Annotated in this window: 22 protein-coding genes; 9 read left to right on the forward strand and 13 right to left on the reverse strand. The window is 56.5% G+C overall.

The window, feature by feature from the left end; all coding sequences use genetic code 11:
* Nucleotides 1–72 precede the first annotated feature (72 nt).
* The 3 genes from speD to SBO83_RS11870 form a co-directional block, all read right to left on the reverse strand.
* Nucleotides 73–867: an adenosylmethionine decarboxylase gene (gene speD, locus SBO83_RS11860; protein ID WP_353501016.1), complete on the reverse strand. Its 795-nt coding sequence runs from the start codon at nt 865–867 to the stop codon at nt 73–75.
* Nucleotides 868–895: 28 nt separating this feature from the next.
* The gene (gene speE, locus SBO83_RS11865) at nt 896–1,759 is read right to left on the reverse strand and encodes a polyamine aminopropyltransferase (RefSeq protein WP_396131712.1); all 864 of its coding nucleotides are present in this window, start codon (nt 1,757–1,759) and stop codon (nt 896–898) included.
* 225 nt (nt 1,760–1,984) lie between these two features.
* Nucleotides 1,985–2,335, reverse strand: a complete 351-nt coding sequence (locus SBO83_RS11870; protein ID WP_396131642.1) for a YacC family pilotin-like protein — start codon at nt 2,333–2,335, stop codon at nt 1,985–1,987.
* A gap of 204 nt (nt 2,336–2,539) precedes the next feature.
* On the opposite strand from SBO83_RS11870, the gene cueO reads away from it, so the two are divergent.
* The 3 genes from cueO (at nt 2,540) to hpt (ending at nt 5,882) form a co-directional block, all read left to right on the forward strand.
* Entirely contained in the window at nt 2,540–4,156 is a 1,617-nt protein-coding gene (gene cueO, locus SBO83_RS11875; protein ID WP_353501017.1) for a multicopper oxidase CueO, read from the forward strand.
* Nucleotides 4,157–4,266: 110 nt separating this feature from the next.
* On the forward strand, nt 4,267–5,232 hold the full coding sequence (gene gutQ, locus SBO83_RS11880; RefSeq protein WP_396131643.1) for an arabinose-5-phosphate isomerase GutQ: 966 nt from the start codon (nt 4,267–4,269) through the stop codon (nt 5,230–5,232).
* Nucleotides 5,233–5,345: 113 nt separating this feature from the next.
* Complete coding sequence (hpt, locus tag SBO83_RS11885) at nt 5,346–5,882, forward strand: hypoxanthine phosphoribosyltransferase (protein ID WP_034787258.1); 537 nt, start codon at nt 5,346–5,348, stop codon at nt 5,880–5,882.
* A gap of 118 nt (nt 5,883–6,000) precedes the next feature.
* Here the strand turns inward: hpt and can are convergent, their stop codons facing one another.
* Nucleotides 6,001–6,657 carry a carbonate dehydratase gene (can, locus tag SBO83_RS11890; RefSeq protein ID WP_034787270.1) on the reverse strand — a complete coding sequence of 219 codons (657 nt, stop codon included), beginning with the start codon at nt 6,655–6,657 and terminating at the stop codon, nt 6,001–6,003.
* Between the two features lie 148 nt (nt 6,658–6,805).
* Here can and SBO83_RS11895 point away from each other — a divergent pair, with 148 nt between their 5' ends.
* The gene (locus SBO83_RS11895) at nt 6,806–7,729 is read left to right on the forward strand and encodes an ABC transporter ATP-binding protein (protein ID WP_353501020.1); all 924 of its coding nucleotides are present in this window, start codon (nt 6,806–6,808) and stop codon (nt 7,727–7,729) included.
* On the forward strand, nt 7,729–8,499 hold the full coding sequence (locus SBO83_RS11900) for an ABC transporter permease (RefSeq protein WP_353501021.1): 771 nt from the start codon (nt 7,729–7,731) through the stop codon (nt 8,497–8,499). Before SBO83_RS11895 ends, SBO83_RS11900 begins: the two co-directional genes overlap by 1 nt.
* A gap of 348 nt (nt 8,500–8,847) precedes the next feature.
* Here the strand turns inward: SBO83_RS11900 and panD are convergent, their stop codons facing one another.
* From panD to panB, 3 genes are all read right to left on the reverse strand, one after another.
* Nucleotides 8,848–9,228 carry an aspartate 1-decarboxylase gene (gene panD, locus SBO83_RS11905; RefSeq protein ID WP_353501022.1) on the reverse strand — a complete coding sequence of 127 codons (381 nt, stop codon included), beginning with the start codon at nt 9,226–9,228 and terminating at the stop codon, nt 8,848–8,850.
* 141 nt (nt 9,229–9,369) lie between these two features.
* Nucleotides 9,370–10,224 (reverse strand): pantoate--beta-alanine ligase, encoded by an 855-nt coding sequence (gene panC, locus SBO83_RS11910; protein WP_396131644.1) that lies wholly within the window; start codon nt 10,222–10,224, stop codon nt 9,370–9,372.
* Nucleotides 10,225–10,238: 14 nt separating this feature from the next.
* Nucleotides 10,239–11,033 carry a 3-methyl-2-oxobutanoate hydroxymethyltransferase gene (gene panB / locus SBO83_RS11915; RefSeq protein ID WP_353501024.1) on the reverse strand — a complete coding sequence of 265 codons (795 nt, stop codon included), beginning with the start codon at nt 11,031–11,033 and terminating at the stop codon, nt 10,239–10,241.
* A 174-nt stretch (nt 11,034–11,207) separates the two neighbouring features.
* Between panB and qseB the strand changes: the two genes are divergently transcribed.
* Both qseB and qseC read left to right on the forward strand, forming a co-directional pair.
* Nucleotides 11,208–11,882, forward strand: a complete 675-nt coding sequence (gene qseB, locus SBO83_RS11920; protein ID WP_396131645.1) for a quorum sensing response regulator transcription factor QseB — start codon at nt 11,208–11,210, stop codon at nt 11,880–11,882.
* Nucleotides 11,879–13,246: a quorum sensing histidine kinase QseC gene (qseC, locus tag SBO83_RS11925; RefSeq protein ID WP_396131646.1), complete on the forward strand. Its 1,368-nt coding sequence runs from the start codon at nt 11,879–11,881 to the stop codon at nt 13,244–13,246. Before qseB ends, qseC begins: the two co-directional genes overlap by 4 nt.
* Nucleotides 13,247–13,273: 27 nt before the next feature.
* On the opposite strand, the gene folK is transcribed toward qseC, so the two are convergent.
* The 6 genes from folK to thpR all read right to left on the reverse strand — a co-directional run bounded on the left by folK (nt 13,274) and on the right by thpR (nt 18,600).
* Entirely contained in the window at nt 13,274–13,753 is a 480-nt protein-coding gene (gene folK / locus SBO83_RS11930; RefSeq protein WP_353501027.1) for a 2-amino-4-hydroxy-6-hydroxymethyldihydropteridine diphosphokinase, read from the reverse strand.
* Nucleotides 13,750–15,072: a polynucleotide adenylyltransferase PcnB gene (gene pcnB, locus SBO83_RS11935; RefSeq protein ID WP_396131713.1), complete on the reverse strand. Its 1,323-nt coding sequence runs from the start codon at nt 15,070–15,072 to the stop codon at nt 13,750–13,752. Before pcnB ends, folK begins: the two co-directional genes overlap by 4 nt.
* A 511-nt stretch (nt 15,073–15,583) precedes the next feature.
* Nucleotides 15,584–16,498 carry a tRNA glutamyl-Q(34) synthetase GluQRS gene (gene gluQRS / locus SBO83_RS11940; RefSeq protein ID WP_396131647.1) on the reverse strand — a complete coding sequence of 305 codons (915 nt, stop codon included), beginning with the start codon at nt 16,496–16,498 and terminating at the stop codon, nt 15,584–15,586.
* A gap of 76 nt (nt 16,499–16,574) precedes the next feature.
* Nucleotides 16,575–17,030 carry an RNA polymerase-binding protein DksA gene (gene dksA / locus SBO83_RS11945; RefSeq protein WP_034787382.1) on the reverse strand — a complete coding sequence of 152 codons (456 nt, stop codon included), beginning with the start codon at nt 17,028–17,030 and terminating at the stop codon, nt 16,575–16,577.
* Between the two features lie 286 nt (nt 17,031–17,316).
* Complete coding sequence (sfsA, locus tag SBO83_RS11950; protein ID WP_396131648.1) at nt 17,317–18,036, reverse strand: DNA/RNA nuclease SfsA; 720 nt, start codon at nt 18,034–18,036, stop codon at nt 17,317–17,319.
* Between the two features lie 18 nt (nt 18,037–18,054).
* Nucleotides 18,055–18,600, reverse strand: a complete 546-nt coding sequence (thpR, locus tag SBO83_RS11955) for an RNA 2',3'-cyclic phosphodiesterase (protein WP_396131649.1) — start codon at nt 18,598–18,600, stop codon at nt 18,055–18,057.
* 79 nt (nt 18,601–18,679) lie between these two features.
* On the opposite strand from thpR, the gene hrpB reads away from it, so the two are divergent.
* Nucleotides 18,680–21,121 (forward strand): ATP-dependent helicase HrpB, encoded by a 2,442-nt coding sequence (hrpB, locus tag SBO83_RS11960; RefSeq protein ID WP_396131650.1) that lies wholly within the window; start codon nt 18,680–18,682, stop codon nt 21,119–21,121.
* Between the two features lie 129 nt (nt 21,122–21,250).
* A complete protein-coding gene (mrcB, locus tag SBO83_RS11965) occupies nt 21,251–23,836 on the forward strand; it encodes a bifunctional glycosyl transferase/transpeptidase (protein WP_396131651.1) in 2,586 nt (861 codons plus the stop codon).
* Nucleotide 23,837: the final 1 nt, after the last annotated feature.

Below are 23,837 nucleotides of genomic sequence, written 5' to 3' on the forward strand. Positions count from 1 at the left end.
AAATTAAAATGGCGGACATGTGATGCCCGCCATTTATTAACGTCTTATTAACCTCTGTTCGGCTAAAAAATCTTACAGCGAAGGGATATTGCGACCGTAATAAATTTCCTGCATCTCTTTATACAGCAGGTCGGTAATTTCTTTATGCTCTGCCGCGCTTAATTGGTCGGGCTTGGCATTGAAAAGATAATGTTTAAGGTCGAACTCTTTCAGCATCATTTTGGTGTGGAATATATTTTCCTGATACACGTTCACATCCATCATGTCATACAGCGCCTTCATATCCTTCGACATGAAGTTCTGAATCGAGTTGATCGAGTGGTCGATGTAATGTTTGACGCCATTAATGTCGCGAGTGAAGCCGCGCACGCGATAATCAATGGTGACAATGTCAGATTCCAGCTGGTGAATAAGGTAGTTCAGCGCCTTGAGTGGCGAGATAACGCCACAGGTGGAGACTTCAATATCGGCGCGGAAAGTGCAAAGGCCGCCTTCAGGGTGGCTTTCTGGATAGGTATGCACGCAGATATGGCTTTTATCGAGATGCGCCACCACGGAGTTTGGCAGCGGGCCAGGGTGCTCGGTGGTATCCACGTCGCGTGGGTCCATTGGCTCTTCGCTCACTAAAATCGTGACGCTGGCGCCCTGTGGCTCATAGTCCTGCCGCGCGACGTTGAGGATATTGGCACCGATGATGGAGCAAGTTTCGGTGAGAATTTCCGTCAAACGGTTCGCGTTATATTCTTTGTCGATGTAGGCAATATAGCCGTCACGATCGTCAGCCGTTTTGGCATAACAGATATCGTAGATACAAAAACTCAGGCTTTTTGTCAGGTTATTGAAACCATGCAGTTTCAGTTTTTGCAATTTAGTTCACCCCCTCATGGATGCCGGATCAGCGCGAGGCTGACAGGGCATTCAGTAGATATTGCGGCAGGGCAAAGCTGCCATAATGGATTGCCGGATTGTAATAACGGCAGGCAATGTCTGCGGCGTCGAAGCGTGCTTGCAGAGTCTTAGCGTCGAGCTGGCGATGCTCCGGGCTGTTGGTGGCCCAGGCGAAAGTCATGATGCCGCCGTAATAGGTCGGGATCGCCGCTTGGTAAAAACTGACGTCGCTAAAGTAGTGACTCAGCTTCTGGTGGCTATTAACGGCTTCATCCTGCTGTAAGAAGCAGACGCCGTTTTGCGCCACGAAAATGCCGCCCGGATTCAGACAGCGCTCGCAGCCTTGGTAAAACTCTGAGGTAAACAGGCTTTCTCCGGGACCAATAGGATCGGTGCAATCTGAGATGATCACATCAAAGGTTTCGCTGGTCTGATTGACGAACTTCACCCCGTCGTCGATCACCAAGTTAAAGCGCGGATCGTCATAGGCACCGGCATTGTGGTTCGGCAGATACTGACGGCAGAACTCCACCACGCCGGCATCAATTTCTACCATGGTGACAGACTCAACCTGCGTATGACGGCACACTTCGCGCAGCATTCCGCCGTCGCCGCCGCCGATAATCAGCACTTTCTTAGCCTTACCGTGAGCCAGAATCGGCACGTGGGCCATCATCTCGTGATAGATGAACTCATCCCGCTCGGTGGTTTGCACCACGCCGTCGAGCGCCATCACGCGGCCCAACTCGGCGTTTTCGAAAATGATCAGATCCTGATGCTCGGTTTTATCGCGATACAGCTCTTTTTCGACGCGAAAATATTGGCCAAAGTTGGCGTGCAGCGTCTCAAACCACATTTCTTTTTCGGACAATTTCTGTGACGGATTCTGGGACATTGTGCAATCTTCTCCTGAGTATTCACAGCCTTGGAAAATGGGGGCAACATGATAGCCAACATCGCCATTGTATGCACGATTGAATATTACTCAGACGTTTTAGGAATATAAGTGTAGCTGAGGTGGGGAAATACGCTGGAGAGCGGCCCGGCTAGAGGCGAAAGTCAGTGAAAAGCTGCAAAAGCCGGGCGTGGAGGGGAGTTAGTTAGAGGAGTAGGCCAGCAGGCTCAGGGAGTCGCGAGCCAGCGCCTTGCACTTGGTCGGTTTGGCGACGGCAATCCCGCTCAGGTCGCGGTAGCTGTCTTCACCCATCGCCTGCATGTTGAAGCTGCTGTAATTGGTTAAATCCCAACGGTTTTGTTGAGCGAAAAACACAATCGCGCGCTTAATTTGCGAATTAGGAAGCTGTTCGTAGCCGCAATTATTTTTCAAATACACGAAGACGGCTGTCAAATCCGCCAGGTCTTCAGCCTCTGATTCGCTTAGGGCCTGGCTGGCGGAGGAGAATCCGAGCAGGGCGAGCAACATCAGGGTTAGCGTCGTTTTTTTCATGGAGTGGTTCTTTATAAAGAGAAAAAAGCAGGCTCAGATAGAATGAAACGACGTTAACATATTTGCCCTGAGTCACACTAAATTTCTTTTGTCGGCAATGCTGCTTGACCCTTCCCTTGGTGGAAGGTTTACCCTCTGTCTTATATCTGCCCGTTCTTTGCCAACCCCGACAGAGGCACGGAACATCGCCAAAAGGATCTGAACATGCATCGTCGTGACTTTATTAAATGGACAACACTGATGGGGGCGGCCACTACGCTGCCGGGCTGGAGCCGTCTGGCATTTGCTGCTGACAGGCCAGCATTGCCGATTCCCATGCTGCTCAAACCCAACGCCAAAGGCGTGATGGTGCTGAATTTACAGCGCGGGCAGAGCCAGTTTACGCCGGGCGTGAATACCGAAACCTGGGGAATTAATGGCAATATCCTCGGCCCCGCGCTGCGCGTCAAACGCGGCGAGCCGGTGACGGTCACGGTGAATAACCAACTGAATGTCGCCAGCACGGTACACTGGCACGGGCTGGAAATTCCCGGTCAGGTGGACGGCGGCCCGCAGGGCGTCATCGCGCCGGGTGCCAGCCGCACGGTGCAGTTCTCCCTCGACCAGCCTGCTTCTACCTGCTGGTTCCATCCGCATCCGCATCAGACCAGTGGCTATCAGGTGGCCATGGGGCTGGCCGGTTTGGTACTGATTGAAGATGACGAAAGCAACCAGCTGCAACTGCCGTCGCGCTGGGGCGTGGATGATATCCCGCTGATTCTTCAGGACAAGCGCCTGAACGACGCCGGGCAGATCGACTACCAGATGGATGTGATGACCGCCGCCGTGGGCTGGTTTGGTCAACACATGCTGACCAATGGCGTGGTCTTCCCGCAGCACGGCGTGTCGCGCGGCTGGCTGCGTTTCCGCCTGCTCAACGGCTGTAATGCGCGCTCCCTCAATGTCTCAACCAGCGACGGTCGCCCACTCTACGTGATTGCCAGCGACGGCGGCTTCCTCGCCGAGCCGGTGAAACTCAGCGAGCTGCCGATGCTGCCCGGCGAACGTTTCGAAGTGCTGGTCAACTGCCCGGATGCCAAAGCTTTCGACCTCGTCACCCTGCCGGTCACTCAGATGGGCATGACCCTTGCGCCGTTCGATAAACCTCTGCCGGTGCTGCGCGTGCAGCCGACCCTGACGCAGGGCGAGCAGAACATACCGGATAAACTGATCACACTGCCGGAGCTGGTTTCCGTCGATGGCCTGCCAACCCGCTGGTTGCAGCTCTCCATGGATCCGCGCCTTGACCAGCAGGGCATGGCGGCGCTGATGGCGCGCTATGGGCATCAGTCCATGGCGGGCATGAGCATGGATCACGGCTCAGGCGACGGCGGCCACGATATGGCGGGCATGAATATGCAGGGCATGTCCCATGACGACCACGGCAACATGGCAGGCATGGACATGAGTAAGAAGGATGACGGCAAGTTCGACCTGATGACCGGCAACCGAATCAATGGCAAAGCTTATGACATGAACAGCCCGGCCTTTGATGTCAAACAGGGCCAGTACGAGAAATGGACCATTTCCGGTGAAGGCGACATGATGCTGCACCCGTTCCACATTCACGGCACCCAGTTCCGCATTCTGTCTGAGAATGGTAAGCCAGTAGCGGCGCACCGCGCGGGCTGGAAAGACATCGTGAGAGTGGAGGGCGGGCGCAGCGAGGTGCTGGTGCGTTTCAACTATCTGGCGAGCAAAGAGCAGTCCTACATGGCTCACTGCCACCTGTTGGAACACGAAGACACCGGCATGATGCTTGGATTTACGGTTTCCAGTTAAGGCCTTTGTTTGTTGAGTCGATATGTCGATCACTGACATTCGCCTCAGCAGACTGTATGGTAACGCGGCTGAAAAAAATGATATTCACATCATTCTGAGGGGAGAAGAAGATGAAAAAGTCGCTGCTGGGCTTTGCGCGGGAAACGCTGGAAATCGAAATCGAAGAGGCGCAACGGCTGCTGACTCGGCTGGATGACAATTTCGTCGAAGCCTGCCAGTTGCTGCTCAACTGCACAGGCAAAGCCGTGGTGTCGGGAATGGGTAAATCCGGGCACATCGGCAAGAAAATTGCCGCGTCCCTCGCCAGCACCGGCACGCCAGCCTTCTTCGTCCATCCGGCCGAGGCGCTGCACGGCGACTTAGGCATGATTGGCAGCAACGACGTGCTGATCTTCATCTCCTATTCTGGGCGCGCCAAAGAGCTGGATATGATCCTGCCTCTATTAGCCGAAAACCAAACCAAGCTGATTGCTATCACCGGTGGCAAAGACTCCCCGCTGGCGCAGGCCGCCGATGCCATTATTGACGTCGGCGTAGAGCGCGAAGCCTGCCCGATGGGGCTGGCCCCGACCTCCAGCGCGGTCAATACTCTGATGATGGGCGACGCGCTGGCGATGGCCTTAATGCGCCATCGCGGCTTCGGTGCCGAGGACTTTGCTCGCTCACATCCGGGCGGCAGCCTCGGCGCGCGCTTACTCAATCGCGTTCACCATTTGATGCGCACCGGCGACCGACTGCCGGTTATCGACAGCGACGAAAATGTCATGAATGCCATGCTGGAGCTGAGCCGAACCGGGCTGGGCCTGATTGCGGTCTGCGACAAACAGCGCCACGTGGTGGGGGTATTTACCGACGGCGACCTACGCCGCTGGCTGGTGAAAGGTCATACTCTCGACGAGCCGCTAATGAATGCCATCACCCGCCCCGGCTTCCAACTTCCGGAACAGTGGCGTGCGGGCGAGGCGCTGGAAGCCCTGCACCAGCAGAACATCAGCGCCGCGCCGGTGGTGAACAGCGACGGCGTGCTGGTCGGGGCGATAAATCTGCATGATTTACATCAGGCGGGCATTGGTTGATCCGACGGCGTTACTCATTAACTGGTTCTTTGTTATAATCCCCGCGCTTTAAGGTCGCCATCACGGTCAGTGGTGGCGATGACTCTTTCAAATTCCAGGTGGTTAGGCTTTATATGAAACACAGAGTAGACGTCATGATTTCCGAGCAGGAAGTCAAAACCCGAATTGCTGAGTTAGGCCGTGAAATCACCGAGCACTACCGTGATAGCGGCAGTGATATGGTGCTGGTCGGGCTGTTGCGCGGTTCATTCATGTTTATGGCTGACTTGTGTCGCACCATTGACGTTTCCCACGAAGTGGATTTCATGACCGCCTCCAGCTACGGCAACGGCATGTCCACCACCCGCGATGTTAAAATCCTTAAAGACTTGGATGAAGATATCCGTGGCAAAGATGTGCTGATCGTCGAAGACATCATCGACTCAGGCAACACCCTGAGCAAAGTCCGCGAACTGCTGCAACTGCGCGGCCCAAAATCTCTGGCAATCTGCACGCTGCTCGATAAACCCGAGCGCCGCGAAGTGGACGTGAAAGTCGAATATGTAGGTTTCGCCATCCCCGACGAATTCGTGGTGGGTTACGGCATCGACTACGCCCAGCGCTATCGCCACCTGCCGTACGTCGGCAAAGTGGTTATGCTCGAAGAGTAAGTGGCTGGCTGCCCGCCTTAGTATTTCTAGCTCGGGCAGTACACACAGAGCGACACGCCGGAAAAAGGCACAAAAAAAGGCACATAATGTGCCTTTTGCTTTTTATTCTTTTGTACAGTTACTGCGGATTGCCATGCAGTAGGGCGGAGACGCCTTGGCGGTAACGTTGTTCCAGCGTTTCGCGGCTGGTGGAGGTCACTTCGAGGTCGCGCAGACGCCCGTCTTGAATGCCGTAAACCCAGCCGTGTAGCGAGACTTTTTGTCCACGCTTCCACGCGGTCTGCATCACCGTTGAGTGGCCGAGGTTGTAAATCTGTTCCACCACGTTCAGCTCGCACAGCTTGTTCAGACGCTGGTCTGGGGAAAGCTCGCCGAGCAGTGAACTGTGTTTGTACCAGATGTCGCGAATATGCAGCAGCCAGTTGTTGATAAGCCCCAACTCAGGATTTTCTACCGCCGCCTGAACACCGCCACAGCCGTAGTGCCCACAGATAATCACGTGCTCGACTTCCAGCACGTCGATGGCGTACTGCACCACGGACAGGCAGTTAAGGTCGGTATGGATAACCAGATTGGCGACGTTACGGTGAACGAAGAGTTCGCCAGGCTCAAGCCCGGTCAGTTGTTCAGCAGGCACACGGCTGTCTGAGCAGCCAATCCATAGAAAGCGGGGTTTTTGCGATTCGGAAAGACGTTCGAAGAAGCCTGGATCTTCTTCCACCATGGTTTTTGACCAAAGGGCGTTATTATTTTTAAGTGTTTCAATGTCATTCATGGACGTTAATAGCCTGTAACCGATCAACTGCGATGGGTTAATATAGGGCAACACTCCGCTATTTCATATCGATTCAGCATCCCATTAAGCAACAAATCATAACGCCAGAATTTATAACAAGGTTCTCTACACAAGGTAAGCTCCACTTATGACATACGCATTGGAACTGGAGAAGTTAACCAAGACTTACGCCGGTGGTGTGCAGGCTTTACGCGGCATTGACCTCAAGGTAGAAGCAGGTGATTTCTACGCGCTGCTCGGGCCAAACGGTGCCGGTAAATCGACCACCATTGGCATCATCAGCTCGCTGGTGAATAAATCTGCCGGTAAGGTTCGAGTCTTTGGTTACGACATCGATAAGGATATCGTCAACGCCAAGCGCCAGCTCGGGCTGGTGCCGCAGGAGTTCAACTTCAACCCGTTTGAAACCGTCATGCAAGTGGTGGTCAATCAGGCCGGTTACTACGGCGTTCCGCGCCCGCTGGCTTTACAGCGCGCTGAAAAATACCTAACCCAGCTGGATCTGTGGGGCAAGCGCAACGAGCGTTCCCGCATGCTGTCGGGGGGGATGAAGCGCCGCCTGATGATTGCCCGCGCGCTGATGCACGAGCCGAAGCTGCTGATCCTCGATGAACCAACCGCCGGGGTGGATATCGAGCTGCGCCGTTCCATGTGGGGCTTCCTTAAAGAGCTTAACGCCCAGGGGACCACCATCATCCTGACCACCCACTATCTGGAAGAAGCGGAGATGCTGTGCCGCAACATCGGCATTATTCAGGGCGGCCAGCTGGTGGAAAACACCAGCATGAAAGAGCTGCTTTCGAAGCTGAAATCTGAAACCTTCATTCTCGACTTGGCACCGAAAAGTAATCTGCCGCAGCTGGAAGGCTATCGCCACAAGCTGACGGATACCTCGACGCTGGAAGTGGAAGTGATGCGCGAACAGGGGCTGAACTCGCTGTTTAGCCAACTGAGCAATCAGGGCGTGCAGGTGTTGAGTATGCGTAACAAGGCTAACCGTTTGGAAGAGCTGTTTGTCACCTTGGTGAACGGCAGTGAGGAATCGAAATAATGTCGCAATTGTATTGGGTTGCACTCAAAAGTATCTGGCTAAAAGAGATTAACCGTTTCGGGCGTATCTGGATCCAGACGCTGGTTCCGCCAGTGATCACCATGACGCTGTACTTCATCATTTTCGGTAATTTGATTGGTTCGCAGATTGGCCAAATGCATGGTTTCACCTACATGCAGTTCATCGTGCCGGGCCTGATCATGATGGCGGTGATCACTAACTCCTACGCTAACGTGGCCTCTTCTTTCTTTAGCGCCAAGTTCCAGCGCAATATTGAAGAGCTGCTGGTGGCCCCTGTGCCAACGCACGTGGTGATTGCCGGTTATGTCGGCGGCGGCGTGGCGCGTGGTATCTGCGTGGGGATTTTGGTCACCGCGATTTCACTGTTCTTCGTGCCGCTGGTGATCCACTCATGGTGGGTTATCGCGCTGACTCTGCTGCTGACGGCGATCCTGTTCTCCCTCGGCGGCCTGCTCAACGCAGTATTTGCCACCACCTTTGATGACATCAGCCTGATCCCAACCTTCGTGTTGACCCCGCTGACCTATCTGGGCGGGGTGTTCTACTCGCTGACTCTGCTGCCGCCAATCTGGCAGGCGGTCTCTAAGCTCAACCCAATTGTCTATATGATCAGCGGCTTCCGCTACGGCTTCTTGGGGATCACCGATGTTCCGCTGGTGTTCACCATGGGCGTGTTGGTGGCGTTTATTGCAGTGTTTTACTTGCTGGCTTGGTATTTGATAGAGCGTGGCCGCGGCTTGCGAAGCTAATCCACGTCATCCTTTGCGCTGTCTCTGCGTTGGTTGCCTGCGCTCACCCCAGTCACTTACCGATGTAAGCTCCTGGGGTTCACTTAGTTGCCGCCTTGATACATCACAAATGATTTAGTGGATTCATTGCGGTTAAAAATAAAAAACGGGGCCAGTCAGTTGCCCCGTTTTTTGCGCTGTCTCGGCGTTGGCTGCCTGCACTCACCCCAGCCACTTACTGATGTAAGCTCCTGGGGTTCGCTTAGTTGCCGCCTTGATAGATCACAAATGATTTAGTGGATTCATTGCGGTTAAAAATAAAAAAACGGGGCCAGTCAGTGGCCCCGTTTTTTTATGCCTGAATCAAGGTTACGCCACTTGAACAGGTACCGCCTTGGCGGTGCGTTTCAGTTGGTTTTCACCTTCGAAATAGGCGACTTTCGGCTGGTGCTTGCGGGCTTCGGCGTCTGACATCTGCACGTAAGAACAGATGATCAGCAGGTCGCCGACGCAGGCGCAGCGCGCTGCCGCGCCGTTCACCGATATAATCCGTGAGCCGCGTTCAGCTGCGATAGCATAGGTCGAAAAACGCTGACCGTTATCAACGTTATAAATATCGATGGCTTCGTATTCCAGAATCCCTGACGCGTCGAGGAAGTCTTGATCGATGGCGCAGGAGCCTTCGTAGTGCAAATCAGCCTGAGTCACGTGAACTCGATGCAGTTTGCCTTGGAGCATAGTACGTACCATGTAGGTGACCCTTCATTTACCTTTAACTTTCACACTGTTGCTTCATTGCGACAGCGGGAAGGCTTGGGGTAACAAATTGATGAAATACAAAAAATCCGATACCCAGATCGACCACATCTTTGCCGATTTAGTACCCGTTGTCTACTGCGTCAAATCAACCTGCTGATTATCAATCAGTCGCGCTTTACCCAGCCACGCCGCCATCAGAATCACGGCCGACGTGCTATCCACATTCAGCTCTTGCAGGGTCTTGGCGTCGCGAATAAACAGCTCGTCAGGGGTGAAGCCGGCGTCGCGTAGCTGCTGCGCCGTCTCTTCCAGCATCTCTTCGACGTGGCGCTCGCCTTGGCTCAGGCGCTCGGCCAGCTGGTTCATGATTTTCGCCAGCTCAGGCGCGGTTTTGCGCTCGTCGTGAGTGAGATAACCGTTGCGCGAACTCAATGCCAAACCGTCTTTGGCGCGCACGGTCGGTACACCGATAATCTCGATGTCATAACCCATGTCTTCCACCAGCGTGCGGATCAGCGCCAACTGCTGGAAGTCTTTTTGGCCGAAGCAGGCGACGTCAGGCTGCACCAGATTGAACAGCTTGCTGACGATGGTCGACACACCACGGAAATGCCCCGGACGGCTCGCGCCTTCCAAAATAGTGGAGATAACCGGCACGTCGACCTGAGTCTGGGTAGCCAAGCCTTTTGGATAGATATCCGCCGGTGAGGGCGCGAAAACCAAGTCCACGCCGCGTTTGTTCAGCTTCTCGCAGTCTTCCTGCAAGGTGCGTGGGTAGCGCTCCAAATCGTCAGGGCGCTCGAACTGCATTGGGTTAACAAAGATACTTACCACCACCACGTCGCCACGGGCTTTGGCTTCTTCCACCAGAGTCATGTGACCTTCGTGCAGGTTGCCCATGGTGGGAACCAGTGCGATACGTTTGTTGTTCTGGCGGTAAAAACGAATTTCACGGCGCAGCAGCGGCACATTTTCAATAATCAGCACGTCGATAACCCTTCTTATTTAAAACTGTGTTCTTCGCCTGGATAGACACCCTGAGCGACTTGTTCAACGTACAGGCGCACCGCGCCGCGAATGTCGCCCGCTTCCGTCAGGAAGTCTTTGGCGAACTTCGGCGTGTGGCCGCCGGTGATGCCAAAGGCGTCGTGCATCACCAGAATCTGGCCGTCGGTCACGTTGCCCGCGCCGATACCAATCACCGGAATGGCAAGCTCTTCGGTCACGCGCTTCGCCAGTTCGACCGGCACGCACTCCAGCACCATCAGCTGGGCTCCGGCTTCTTCGAGTGCCAGCGCATCTTTCACCAGCTGGTTAGCCGCCACTTCGTCACGGCCCTGCACTTTATAGCCGCCGAATACGTTGACCGACTGCGGCGTTAAGCCCAAATGACCACAAACCGGCACCGCGCGCTCGGTGAGCATTTTCACCGTTTCACACAGCCAGCTTCCGCCTTCTAACTTCACCATATTGGCCCCGGCGCGCATCAGCACGGCCGCGCTGGCAAAGGTCTGCTCTGGGGTGGCATAGCTCATAAAAGGCAGGTCAGACAGCAGCAGCGCCTTGGGCGCACCGCGACGCACGCAGCGCGTGTGATAGGCAATCTCTTCGACAGTGACTGGAAGGGTAGAGTCATGGCCCTGCACCACCATGCCGAGGGAATCACCAATCAGCATCACGGGGATACCCTGCTCGGCGAACAGCTGCGCGAAGCTGGCATCGTAGGCGGTAATGGTCGCAAACTTGTGGTTCTCTTGCTTCCACTGGCGTAACTGGCTGAGGGTTGTAGCTTTCATGAGATCTTCCTGTGAACAATTCATTCGGTGAATATCTTGCCGACATTCTACTGTATGACCGAATAAGCAGGTAGTGAAGTTCCTGCTCAGGGCACGGAACATCTTAAGAACTGCTTAAGGTGGTTGACGTATAATCAAAGAGTGGAGATTTCGGGCGAATATTAAGGAAGAGCAATGCGCATTTTACTGATTGAAGACGACAACATGATTGGCGACGGCATCAAGGCCGGGTTGGGCAAGCTGGGGTTTACGCTTGACTGGTTTACCGACGGTAAAATGGGCAAAGCGGCGCTCGACAGCGCGCCTTATGACGCAGTGATTCTCGACCTGAGCCTGCCGGGCCTCGATGGTATGCAGCTGTTACGGGAATGGCGGCGCGAAGGCAAAGACACGCCGGTGCTGATCCTTACGGCGCGTGACGCACTGGAACAGCGGGTGAGTGGCCTACAGGCCGGCGCCGATGACTATCTGTGCAAACCTTTTGCGCTCGTGGAGGTCGCGGCGCGGCTACAGGCACTGATCCGCCGCCGCCACGGGCAGATCACCCCGATTGTCACCCACGGCAGTTTACAATTCGACCCCGCCTCTCGCAGCGCGACGCTAAATGGCGAAGTCGTGGTGCTCACCCAGCGTGAAATCACCGTCATGGAGCTGTTTCTCAACAACAAAGGCCGGGTTCTGCCTCGCCCGCTGATTCAGGAAAAGCTCTACAGCTGGGACGATGAGGTCAGCAGCAACGCAGTTGAAGTGCATATTCACCACTTGAGAAAGAAGCTCGGCAACGGCTTTATCCGCACCGTCCACGGCGTGGGCTACACCTTGGGCGATGCCACGGAGGAGGGCCAGTGAGAGCTAGATTTGCGCGTCTCAGTTTGCGGCTGCGGCTGATTTTATTGTTCGGCCTTTTGGCGCTGCTCACTTGGCTGGCCGCCTCGGTTATCGCCTGGCAGCAGACTCGCCACAACATTAATGAAGTGTTCGACACCCAGCAGATACTGTTCGCCAAACGACTGGCAGGGGCGGGGCTGGCGGAGATGATGGCGGTGGAGCACGACGTGCGCCTGCCGGAAACCAAGAAAATCCTGCATAAAGGCAATCGCGGCCATACCGACGATGACGCGCTGACCTTCGCCATTTTTGATCGTCAGGGCAAGATGCTGCTCAACGACGGCGAGAACGGCAAGCATATCCGTTTTGACAGTAGCACGCAGGGGTTCACCGACAGCCAGCTGGAAGGGGATGACGACGCGTGGCGACTGCTGTGGCTGACCACCGCCGACGGGCAGTTCCGCGTGGTGGTCGGGCAAGAATATGACTATCGCAACGATCTGGCGTGGACGCTGGTCAGCGGGCAGTTAATGCCGTGGCTGGCGAGCTTGCCTATCCTGCTTCTCGCGATGATCCTGCTGATCACTCGCGAGCTAAAACCTTTGCGCCGGGTGGCGGACGATCTTCATCGCCGCGCGCCTGACGACGCTGCGCCCATCTCCACCCAGCAGGTTCCCTCCGAGGTTTTGCCTCTGGTGACATCCCTTAACTCGCTGTTTAGCCGCACCGGCGAGCTGCTGGTGCGCGAGCGCCGCTTCACCTCGGATGCCGCCCATGAGCTGCGCAGCCCGCTGGCGGCGCTGCGCGTTCAAACCGAAGTGGTGCAGCTTTCCGGCGATGACGCCAGCGCGCGCGAACATGCGCTGGGGAATCTCACTACCAGCATTGATCGCGCCACGCGGCTAGTGGATCAACTTCTGACCCTGTCGCGGCTGGAGTCTTTTGACGGGTTAGAGGAGCTTGAGCCTATCAGCTGGGCCAGCCTGCTGATGCAGGTGATGGGTGAGCAGGACGCCGCCGCGCACGCCCGCGGCATCGCGCTGCGCTTTGAACCTCTGGGCGAACCGGCGACGATTCAGGGCCAGCCGTTGTTGCTTTCGCTGATGCTGCGCAACCTGATTGATAACGCGGTTCGCTATTCGCCGCGCGGGTCGAACGTCACGGTGTGGCTCGACGAGCAGGGGATTCGGGTTGAAGATCAGGGGCCGGGCATTGATGAAGCGCACCTTGCGAGGCTGGGGGAGAGGTTCTATCGGCCGCCGGGGCAACAGCAGACCGGCAGCGGGCTGGGCGTTTCGATTGTGCGGCGTATCGCTCAGTTGCACGGCTTGCAGGTGAGTTATCGCAATCGCCAGCAGGGTGGCTTAGAAGTCGTAATCAGATAAGCAACGGCCAGATGAACTGGCCGCGAGTTACCAGCGTTCCAGCCCGTTCAGCGGCACGCGGGTGAGAACAGTTTGCAGAGATTCGCCGTCAGGGAACACCACGTCTGGCGCGATTTCTGCCAGCGGATAGAGCATAAACTCACGGTTTTTCATGTCGTAATGCGGCACGGTCAGACGTTCGGTGTTGATCACCCGATCGCCATACAGCAGCAGGTCTAAATCCAGCGTGCGCGGTCCCCAACGTTCCAGCTTTCGCACCCGTCCCTGATTCTGTTCAATGGCCTGAGTGCAGTCGAGCAGCTCTTCTGGCGGCAGTTCGGTATCCAGTGCCACCACGGCATTGAGGAAATCAGGCTGATTTTGCGGGCCGAGGGGCTTGCTGCGGTAAAATGCCGAGCAGACCACCAGCTGGGTGCGGGGCATGTGCGCCAGAGCTTCCAGCGCACAGTTAACCTGGTCTACAGGCTTGGCAAGGTTACTGCCGAGCGCAATGTAGACCCGAATCATTGCGCATTGTCCTTGCGCGGTGCCCGTTTGCGCGGACGACGCGGACGGCTGCGGCGTGGTGCGGCGTCATCACCCAGCGTACCCAGCATGTTTTTCTGCGAGGCCGGTGTCGCTTCCTGGAACTCACCCCACCATTCGGTCAGGCTTTGCAGTTCGCGATGCTGCTCGACTTCGGCGCGCAGCGCCAGCAGGTCGAAGGCGGCGCGGAACTTAGGATGCTCCATCAGCTTATGCGCACGTTTACCCTGACGGCGAGACAGGCGCAGTTGCAGCGCCCAGATATCACGCACCAGCGTAGTAATACGTTTTGGGATCGCCAATGTGCGGCACTGCTCGTCGAGCACGTCGTTCATCGCCAGCGAGAAGGCATCGTAATAGGTCAATCCGCCTTCCTGTGCCAGCTTCTGCGCGTGTTCAATCACCGGATACCACAGCATCGCGGCGAACAGGAACGCAGGGTTAACGCGCTGATCGTTTTGCAGACGGAAGTCAGTGTTTTTCAGCACCTGAACCAGAATGCGCTCCATCGGGCTGTCACCTTCTTCGGTGAACTGGCGCGCAATCAGCGGGAACAGTGGCTGGAAAAGCTGATATTCACGTAGCTTCAGGTAGGTATGGTAGCCGTTGCCCGCTTGCAGCAGTTTTAAAGACTCTTCGAACAGGCGCGCCGGAGGGATTTCCTGTAACAGCGTTGCCAGACGAGGAATAGGCTGCGCGGTTTCCGGGCTGATTTTCATGTCCAGCTTGGCGGCGAAACGCACGGCGCGCAGCATACGCACCGGGTCTTCGCGGTAGCGAGTTTCTGGGTCACCAATCAGGCGAATAATGCCGTTTTCAAGGTCACGCAGGCCACCGGTGTAGTCACGCACGGTGAAGTCGGCCACGCCGTAATACAGGCTGTTGATGGTGAAGTCGCGGCGCTGGGCGTCATCTTCGATGGTGCCGAAGATGTTGTCGCGCAGCAGCATGCCGTTGACGGCCTGCTGGGAAGAGTTTTTGTCTTCCACTTCTTCTTGCTGCTCGTGATGACCACGGAAGGTGGCGACCTCAATGATTTCCGGCCCAAACATCACGTGAGCCAGACGAAAGCGACGGCCTACCAGACGGCAGTTGCGGAACAGTTTGCGTACCTGCTCAGGCGTGGCGTTGGTGGTGATGTCGAAGTCTTTCGGTTTCTTTTCCAGCAATAAATCGCGCACGCCGCCGCCAACCAGGTAGGCTTCGTAACCGGATTTATTTAAGCGATACAGCACTTTAAGGGCGTTTTCGCTGATATCACGACGAGAGATGTTGTGCTCATCGCGAGGAATAATGGTCATGGCGCGGGTTTCGCCTTCGTAATCAAAGGAGACGCGGGCTTTCTTCGCCGGCTCTTCGGTCACGTAACGTTCAACGAATGGGCGATCGCCGCGTGGCGCTTCGCTGGCTGAACGGCGATTGTCATGATTTTCGTTCTGACGAGGGGCAGAGCGGGATGGCTGTCTCGCGCCTTGCGCCGCATTATTGCCGCGTCGATCGCCTCGATTGCCATTGTCATCACGGCGATTACGGTTATCGCGATTGCCGCTGCGTTCGCGGCGTGGGGATGACGGCGTTCTTGGGTTGCCGTCGGCAACGGAAGCAGAGTCCACGGAGGTTGGGTCGCGGCGGTCTTTATCTTCACGAAGAGGGGCTGGTTCAGGCACCGCGTTTTCTTCACGGATGACTTTGTCTTCACGAACTAGCACCTTACGGCAAAAATTGGCTACTCGGGTAAAAATGGGACACCTCGATAGTGACTGATAAAAATGACGCGACGCAAAAACAGCGGCTAATCATAGCTCACACTGGCTACTTTGAGAATGCCGAAGTCAAATCTGGCGGAGCTTTCGCATGCTGACGCGGCATCTGCGCGGGGGACCAATGTTCAATCGCCCAGCGTAATAATAAATCTAATGGTAAATCCTGCCAGTTTTCCGGCAAGGTTTGACCTAAAAATTGTAACGCTTTCAACAACACGGGGCGCGGGTCGCCGGGTGGCAGGCCGGGCGCGTGATTTTGTTTGGAAAGCTTATCGCCACTCTCATTGACCGCCAGCGGCAAATGCAAATATCCCGGCTGCGGGTAGCCAAGATGCTGATAAAGCGATATCTGCCGCACCGTTGGCTCAATTAAGTCGGCTCCGCGCACCACGTGATTGACTCCCTGATAGTGATCGTCGACCACCACGGCGAGGTTATACGCGAACAGGCCGTCTCGGCGGCGGATAATAAAATCCTCTTCGGCGAGAGTCTGGCTGGCGTGCAGTTGGCCCTGAAAATCATCGTCGAAGGCGTAAACCGGGCGCGTCTGGCGCAGGCGAATCGCCGCATTCTCAGGCCCAAGGCCTAAGTGCTGACAGTGGCCATCATAGGTGCCTCCGAGCTGGGCGACGCGCTGGCGGGTACAGGTGCAGTAATAGCTCAGGCCATTGTTGTGCAACGAGTCTAGGGCGGCGCGGTAGGCGTCATGGCGTTTCGACTGCCAAACCACTTCACCATCCCAGTGCAGGCCAAAACGTTCAAGCGTGGCAAGAATGTTGTCGGCGGAACCGGCGATTTCGCGCGGCGGGTCGAGATCGTCAATACGCACCAGCCACTGGCCCTGCGCGGCGCGGGCGTGCAAATAGCTACCGAGGGCGGCAATCAGAGAACCAAAGTGAAGTTCACCGGAAGGTGAGGGAGCAAAGCGGCCGATGTAGGGCGACGTGGCGTGGGTATCTGACATAAGAAGTTTGAAACGAAAGAGGGTGCTGCGTTGTTAAGGGAACGCGGTGCGTAATGCACCGCGTGGGACCCGAGACTTAACCTGCCATCTGCTTTTCGCGGATTTCAGCCAATGTCTTACAGTCAATGCACAAATCAGCGGTAGGACGTGCTTCGAGACGGCGAATACCGATCTCAACGCCACAGGAATCGCAATATCCGAAATCCTCGTCTTCCACTTTTTTCAGCGTTTTTTCAATTTTTTTGATCAGCTTACGTTCACGGTCGCGGTTACGTAGTTCAAGGCTGAATTCTTCTTCCTGAGCGGCACGGTCGACCGGATCTGGGAAGTTTGCAGCTTCGTCCTGCATGTGCGAAACGGTACGGTCAACTTCATCCCTGAGCTGATTGCGCCACGCTTCAAGGATCTTCTTGAAGTGGGTCAGCTGAGCGACGTTCATGTACTCTTCGCCTGGCTTCTCTTGGTATGGTTCTACCCCAGCGATGGCGAGAATGCTCAAGGACGATGTCTTACGGGTTTGCCCTTCTTGCATGATGCTTCTCCTACATAAAACGCACTATACTCTTCATCCTTTAAGCTACTGCTGCGTTGTCCGCCTTGCTGTAATTCAACGATGTTGAGTATTTCGATCCCCAAAAGGGGGAAAAAATCAGGCCGCTATAAATACCAGAAGGCAACGAGGTAAGCAATTAATCATCGCAGGGTCTTGACAGACCTGTGAGGAAAAGCGTATTCGCGACTCCTTAATCCTTCAAAAATTGAACAATTTAGAGTCTCTGCCCCCATGTGGTCGCCGCCGATGGCTTTAATAACAGGGGTTATCCGACAAACTGGCGGGTAGCCAGAGGTAAACGTTCTGTGAGGCGGATACCCTCGGCAGAAAGTTTTGCACCGTAACACATCACTTCGACACCGTTTTTCTGTACCTGCGTCAACAATGCTGCATAACGCGGATCAATATGGTGTGCCGGAGAGACGCTTTCAATGCCTGAATGCAATACAGCGAAAAATAAAACGGCTCGCTGTCCCTGTTCTGCCATCGCTTGAAGCTCGCGTAAATGCTTCTGACCTCGCAGGGTCACTGCGTCGGGGAAGAAGCCGCATCCTTGTTGCAACAAGGTGGCAGATTTCACTTCAATATAGCAGTCAGAACCGTTATCCGCCTGTAACATGAAATCTATGCGACTGTTTTCGGCGCCGTATTTAACTTCGCTAGAGATCTTACTGTAAGCAGATAATTCTGGAATACCGCCTAATTCCAGCGCTTCTCGCACTAGCTGGTTGGCCCGCAGCGTGTTGACGCAAATCCAGTGCCCCTGCTGCGTTTCGGTAAGCTCCCAGCTATGAGCGTACTTGCGTTTTGGGTTGTCGGAGGTGGAATACCAGACGGTATCGCCCGGCGTAGCGCAGCCGGTCATCGCGCCGGTATTGGCGCAATGCAGGGTTAATTCCTGACCTTCTGGGGTGACCACGTCCGCCAGAAAACGTTTGTAACGTTTGATCAGGGTTGCGGGTTGAAGTGGTGGCTCGAAGTGCATGACATTTCCTGATTGAAATTAGTCGTTAGGCGCGGCGGGCGACAGCGGCCAGCTTTGCAACAAGGAGTATCGGGTGCGGCCACTCTCATAAAGGGACTGGTACAGGCCAAACTCGGTGGCGTCCAGCGTCCAGTTGGGCGTTGCGGGAGGAATGGCGACCGGACGAGTGGCGGCGCGGAACAGCGAAATATGCGGATGAAACGGCAGCGCGCTCTGGTAACAGCCGTTGCGCGCCGCGTGGGAGCGCAGCACCTCGGCCAGTTGCAGCAGCGCGCGTGGCGCACGCCGAGTGCCGAGCCAAACCACGCCGGCTCCGGGCCAGTGGCCCGCGTCATCGATTTGCACGCTGAAGGCTTTGGCATCGATTCGCCCCGCGACGCCGCGCAAAGCCGCCTCTTTTTGTTCGCTTACCTCGCCCAAAAAGGCCAGAGTGATATGCAAATTGGCCGCCGTCAGCGGGCGTCCTGTCTCGGCCGGGAAATTATCAGCACGCCATTTAATCACCTGTTTTTGTAATTTCGGTGGCAGTGATAAAGCAAAAAACAGACGGCGTTGAGCGGACATTGCAGGTTCCCTTAAGGCAGAAGCAGGCCCAGATGCTACAATGCTGGCGCTTTAAATCAACTCATATGGGGCTTTTTCATTGTCATCTTCTTTGCCGGTCAGTGCCGTACTTGACCCTTTATTAGCCGCGCTAAAAAGCGCGCCGCAGGTACTGCTGCTGGCCCCGACGGGCGCGGGCAAATCGACCTGGCTGCCGCTACAGCTGCTGCAACAGGCTAACCTGCCCGGTAAAATCCTGCTGCTCGAGCCGCGTCGGCTGGCGGCCAAGAACGTGGCTTATCGTCTGGCCCAGCAGCTTGGTGAAACGCCCGGCCAGACCGTCGGCTATCGCATGCGCGCGGAAAGCAAAACCAGCGCCGCCACTCGTCTTGAAGTGGTCACCGAGGGGATCCTGACCCGCATGGTGCAGGCCGACCCTGAGCTGAGCGGCGTCTCACTGGTTATCCTCGACGAATTCCACGAGCGCAGCCTGCAAGCCGATTTGGCGCTGGCGCTGCTGCTCGACGTGCAAAACGCCCTGCGCGATGACCTCAAGCTGCTGATTATGTCAGCCACCCTCGACAATCTGCGACTCACCCCGCTGCTGCCCGACGCGCCGGTGATAGTCTCCGAGGGGCGCAGCTTCCCGGTGGATCGCCACTATATTTCTCTCGCCAGCCACGAGCGCCTCGACGAAGGCATAGCGCGGGTGGTGAGTCGCCTGATGAGCGAAAACGGCGGCTCGATGCTGCTGTTCCTGCCCGGCGTGGCGGAAATCACTCGCGTGCAGAACCTGCTGGCAGGGAGAGTGTCTGACGATATCGACCTCTGCCCGCTGTATGGCGCGCTGACGCTCGATCAGCAGCAAAAGGCGATTCAGCCTGCACCAGCGGGCCGCCGCAAAATCGTGCTCGCGACCAATATTGCTGAAACCAGCCTGACTATCGAAGGTATTCGGCTGGTGGTGGACAGCGGGCTGGAACGCAGCGCGCAGTTTGACCCGCGCTCCGGCCTGACCCGTCTGGTGACGCAGCGGATTAGCCAAGCCTCGATGACCCAGCGCGCGGGCCGGGCCGGGCGTCTGGAGCCGGGGCTGTGCTGGCACCTGTTCGCCAAAGAGCAGGCTGAACGCGCTAGTGCGCAGGGCGAGGCGGAAATTCTGCAAAGCGACCTGAGCAGTTTCTGGCTCGAACTTTTGCAGTGGGGCTGCCAGCAGCCTGACCAACTCTCTTGGCTTGATGCGCCGCCCGCCCCCGCGATGGCGGCGGCCAAAACCTTGCTGCACTCTCTTGGCGCGACGGATAAGCAGGGCAAACTTACCTCGGCGGGGCAGCGCATGGCCAAGCTCGGCTGCGAGCCGCGCCTTGCCGCGATGCTGATTGCCGCCGATGCTCAGGGTGCCGATGCCTTAGCGACGGCGGCGCTGCTGGCCGCCATGCTGGAGGAGCCTCCGCGCGGCGGCATACCAGATATCGATTACTGGCTCAGTCGCCCGCAGGGCAACTGGCAGCGCCGCGCTGGTCAGCTAGCTCAGCGAGTGTCGGCCAAAAAAGGGCAGGTGGACGCGGCACTGGCTCCGTGGCTGTTGGCCGCCGCCTTCAGTGACCGCATTGCCCAGCGCCGGGGAGCCGATGGCCGCTATTTGTTAGCCAACGGCCTCGGGGCTTCTCTGCCGCAGGACGATGCGCTAACCCGCGCCGCGTGGCTGGTGGCGCCGCAGCTGTTGCATGGCAATAACAGCCCAGACGCGCGAATTTTGCTGGCAGTGACGCTGGATGCCAGCCAGTTGGCCGAGCGTTTGCCGCAAATTGTCAAAGAGCAGACTGCGGTCGAGTGGGATGAAGAGAAAGGCACGCTACGCGCGTGGCGGCGCTGGCAGGTGGGGCGGCTGGTATTGAAAGCTAACCCACAGGCCAAGCCGGATGACGCCGATTTACAACAGGCGCTGATTGACTGGGTTCGGCAGCAGGGTTTGGCGTCGCTTAACTGGTCGGTAGCCGCCGAACAGCTGCGCCTGCGCCTGACTTGCGCCGCCAAATGGATGCCCGAAGCTGACTGGCCCGCGATGGATGACCAAAGCCTGCTTGACGGCCTCGAGCATTGGCTCTCGCCGTCGCTTAACGGCGTGCGCTCGCTCAAAATGCTGCAACAGGTGGATTTGCATGACGCGCTGCTGCGGCTGCTGGATTGGCATCAGCGCCAGCGATTAGATAAGGCGCTGCCGACCCATTACACCGTTCCTACTGGCAGCCGTTTGCCAATCCGCTATTATGCTGACCAGCCGCCGATTTTGTCGGTGCGGATGCAGGAAATGTTTGGCGAGGAGCGCAGCCCGATGCTGGCCGAAGGCCGCGTCGCCGTGGTGCTGGAGCTGCTTTCGCCCGCCCAGCGCCCATTGCAGATCACCGCCGATTTGGCGGCATTCTGGCAAGGGACGTATCGCGAAGTACAAAAAGAGATGAAAGGTCGCTACCCTAAGCACCCCTGGCCGGATAATCCGGCTGTGGAAATGCCCACGCGTCGCACCAAAAAATATCAATGACCAGAAAACCCAAGTCGATAGACGCGAAATTGTCTGATTTTTTTCAGAGATTTCTTCTGGTCATAGCCACAACCGAGGCAGAGAGTAGGCCGCAATTTATGAACACAGCAGTTTTTATGGAGAGTTGTCATGTCTGGCGATGATCGCGAGCCGATTGGCCGTAAAGGCAAACCCGCAGGACGTAAGCCTTCGCGCTCGCGTCCGGTACGTCGCCGTAGGGATGACGATTATGAAGAATTCGATGATGACTATGAAGAAGACCGCGAAACGGATGACGACTATGACGATGAAGAAGAGACCCGTCGGGAGTCGCGTATGACCCGCAAAGCCGCGCCACGCAAAGCGGCGAAATCCGGCAAAGGGGGCAAGCCGCGCAGCAGAAAACGCTGGTGGTTCTGGCTGCTGTTTAAGCTGTTCATCATCTTCGCCATTCTGATGGGGATTTACGGTTTCTATCTCAATACTGAGATCCGTGGCCGTATTGATGGCAAAGTCTGGCAGCTGCCAGCGGCGGTGTATGGTCGTCAGGTCAACCTTGAGCCGGACATGCCCTACAGCAAAAAAGAGATGATTAACCTGCTGGAAGGCACGCAATACCGCCAAGTAACGCGTATTACCCGTCCGGGCGAGTTTACCGTGGCTGCCAACAGCATTGATCTGCTGCGCCGCCCGTTTGATTTCCCAGATGGTAAAGAGGGCCAGATCAACGCTCGCCTGATGTTTGAAGATAACCATCTTTCGGAGATTAAGAACCTCGACAACAACCGCGACTTTGGGCTGTTCCGCCTCGATCCGCGTTTGATCACCATGCTGCAATCTCCGAACGGTGAACAGCGCCTGTTCGTGCCGCGCTCTGGTTTCCCGGACCTGCTGGTGGACACGCTGCTGGCAACCGAGGACCGTCACTTCTATGAACACGACGGTATCAACTTCTGGGCGATTGGCCGCGCGGTGGTGGCGAACTTAACCGCCGGACACGCGGTGCAGGGCGGCAGTACGCTGACCCAACAGCTGGTGAAAAACCTGTTCCTGACCAACGAACGCTCGCTGAGCCGTAAAGCGCGCGAAGCCTATATGGCGATTCTGGTCGACGCCAACTACAGCAAAGATCGCATCCTCGAGCTGTATCTGAACGAAGTCTATCTCGGCCAGAGTGGCTCAGATCAGATTCGCGGCTTCCCGCTGGCGAGCCTCTACTACTTTGGCCGTCCGGTGGATGAGCTGAGTCTGGATCAGCAGGCGCTGTTAGTCGGCATGGTGAAAGGTGCCTCGCTGTACAACCCGTGGCGTAACCCGAAACTGGCCCTTGAACGCCGCAACTTAGTGCTGCGTTTGCTGGTTAATCAAAAGGTTATCGACCAAGAATTGTATGACATGCTCAGCGCGCGCCCTCTAGGCGTCCAGCCGAAGGGCGGGGTGATTTCTCCTCAGCCAGCCTTTATGCAGATGGTGCGTCAAGAGCTGCAGGCCAAGCTTGGCGACAAAGTGCAGGATATGTCAGGGGTGAAAATCTTTACCACCCTCGACCCGATTTCTCAGGATTCCGCCGAGAAAGCCGTGGAAGAAGGCATTCCTTTACTGCGTAAGAAGAGCGGGTTGAACGACATTGAAACCGCGATGGTGATTGTTGACCGCTACACCGGCGAAGTACGTGCCATGGTCGGCGGCGCCGAAACCCAGTTTGCGGGCTTCAACCGTGCCATGCAGGCGCGTCGTCAGGTCGGCTCTCTGGCCAAGCCTGCGACCTACCTGACTGCCCTGTCGCAGCCGGATAAATACCGCCTGAACACCGTGCTGGCTGACCAGCCGCTAACCCTGAAACTGGCCAATGGCCAGACCTGGTCGCCGAAGAACGATGACCACCAGTTCCGTGGACAAGTGCTGCTGGTAGACGCGCTGGCGCGCTCGATGAACGTGCCAACGGTTAACCTCGGTATGGCGGTAGGTCTGGATAATATTACCAAGCAGCTGATTAATCTGGGTATTCCAAAAGAGTCGCTGAACCAGCTGCCGTCAATGCTGTTGGGGGCCATTGCCCTGACGCCGATGGAAGTTGCGCAGGAGTACCAGACCATTGCCAGCGGCGGCAACAAAGCGCCACTGTCCGCCGTGCGTTCGGTGATTGCGGAAGACGGTACCGTGCTCTACCAGAGCTTCCCACAGGCGGTTCGGGTTATTCCGGCTCAGGCTTCTTATCTGACCATGTACGCGATGCAGCAGGTGGTTTCCGAGGGGACTTCACGCGCCTTGGCGAACAAGTTCCCGAACTTGCATCTGGCGGCGAAAACCGGTACCTCCAACGAACTGCGTGACAGCTGGTTCGCGGGTATCGACGGCAATCAGGTGGCGATCACCTGGGTTGGCCGCGATAACAACGGCCCGTCTAAGCTGTGGGGTTCTACCGGCGCGCTGGTGCTCTATAGCCGCTATCTGGATAACGAAACGCCGCAGCCGCTGACCTTGCAGGTGCCGGAAGGCATCACCACCATGAATATCGACGGCAGTGGAAACTTCGTCTGTAACAGCGGTGGCCTGACGGGCGGCGTAGCGCGCAGTATCCCGGTTTGGACCGATTCCCCTGACCAACTCTGTCAGGCGTCGCAAGCCGCGATTCAGCAGCAGCAACAACAGCAGCAGCAACAGCAGCAATCTCAACAAGAAGATGGCAAAGGCGTTGCGGGCTGGATTAAGGATATGTTCGGCTCAAGTCCGTAGG

This window comes from Ewingella allii (genome assembly GCF_044430645.1).
GTDB classification, from domain to species: domain Bacteria; phylum Pseudomonadota; class Gammaproteobacteria; order Enterobacterales; family Enterobacteriaceae; genus Ewingella; species Ewingella allii.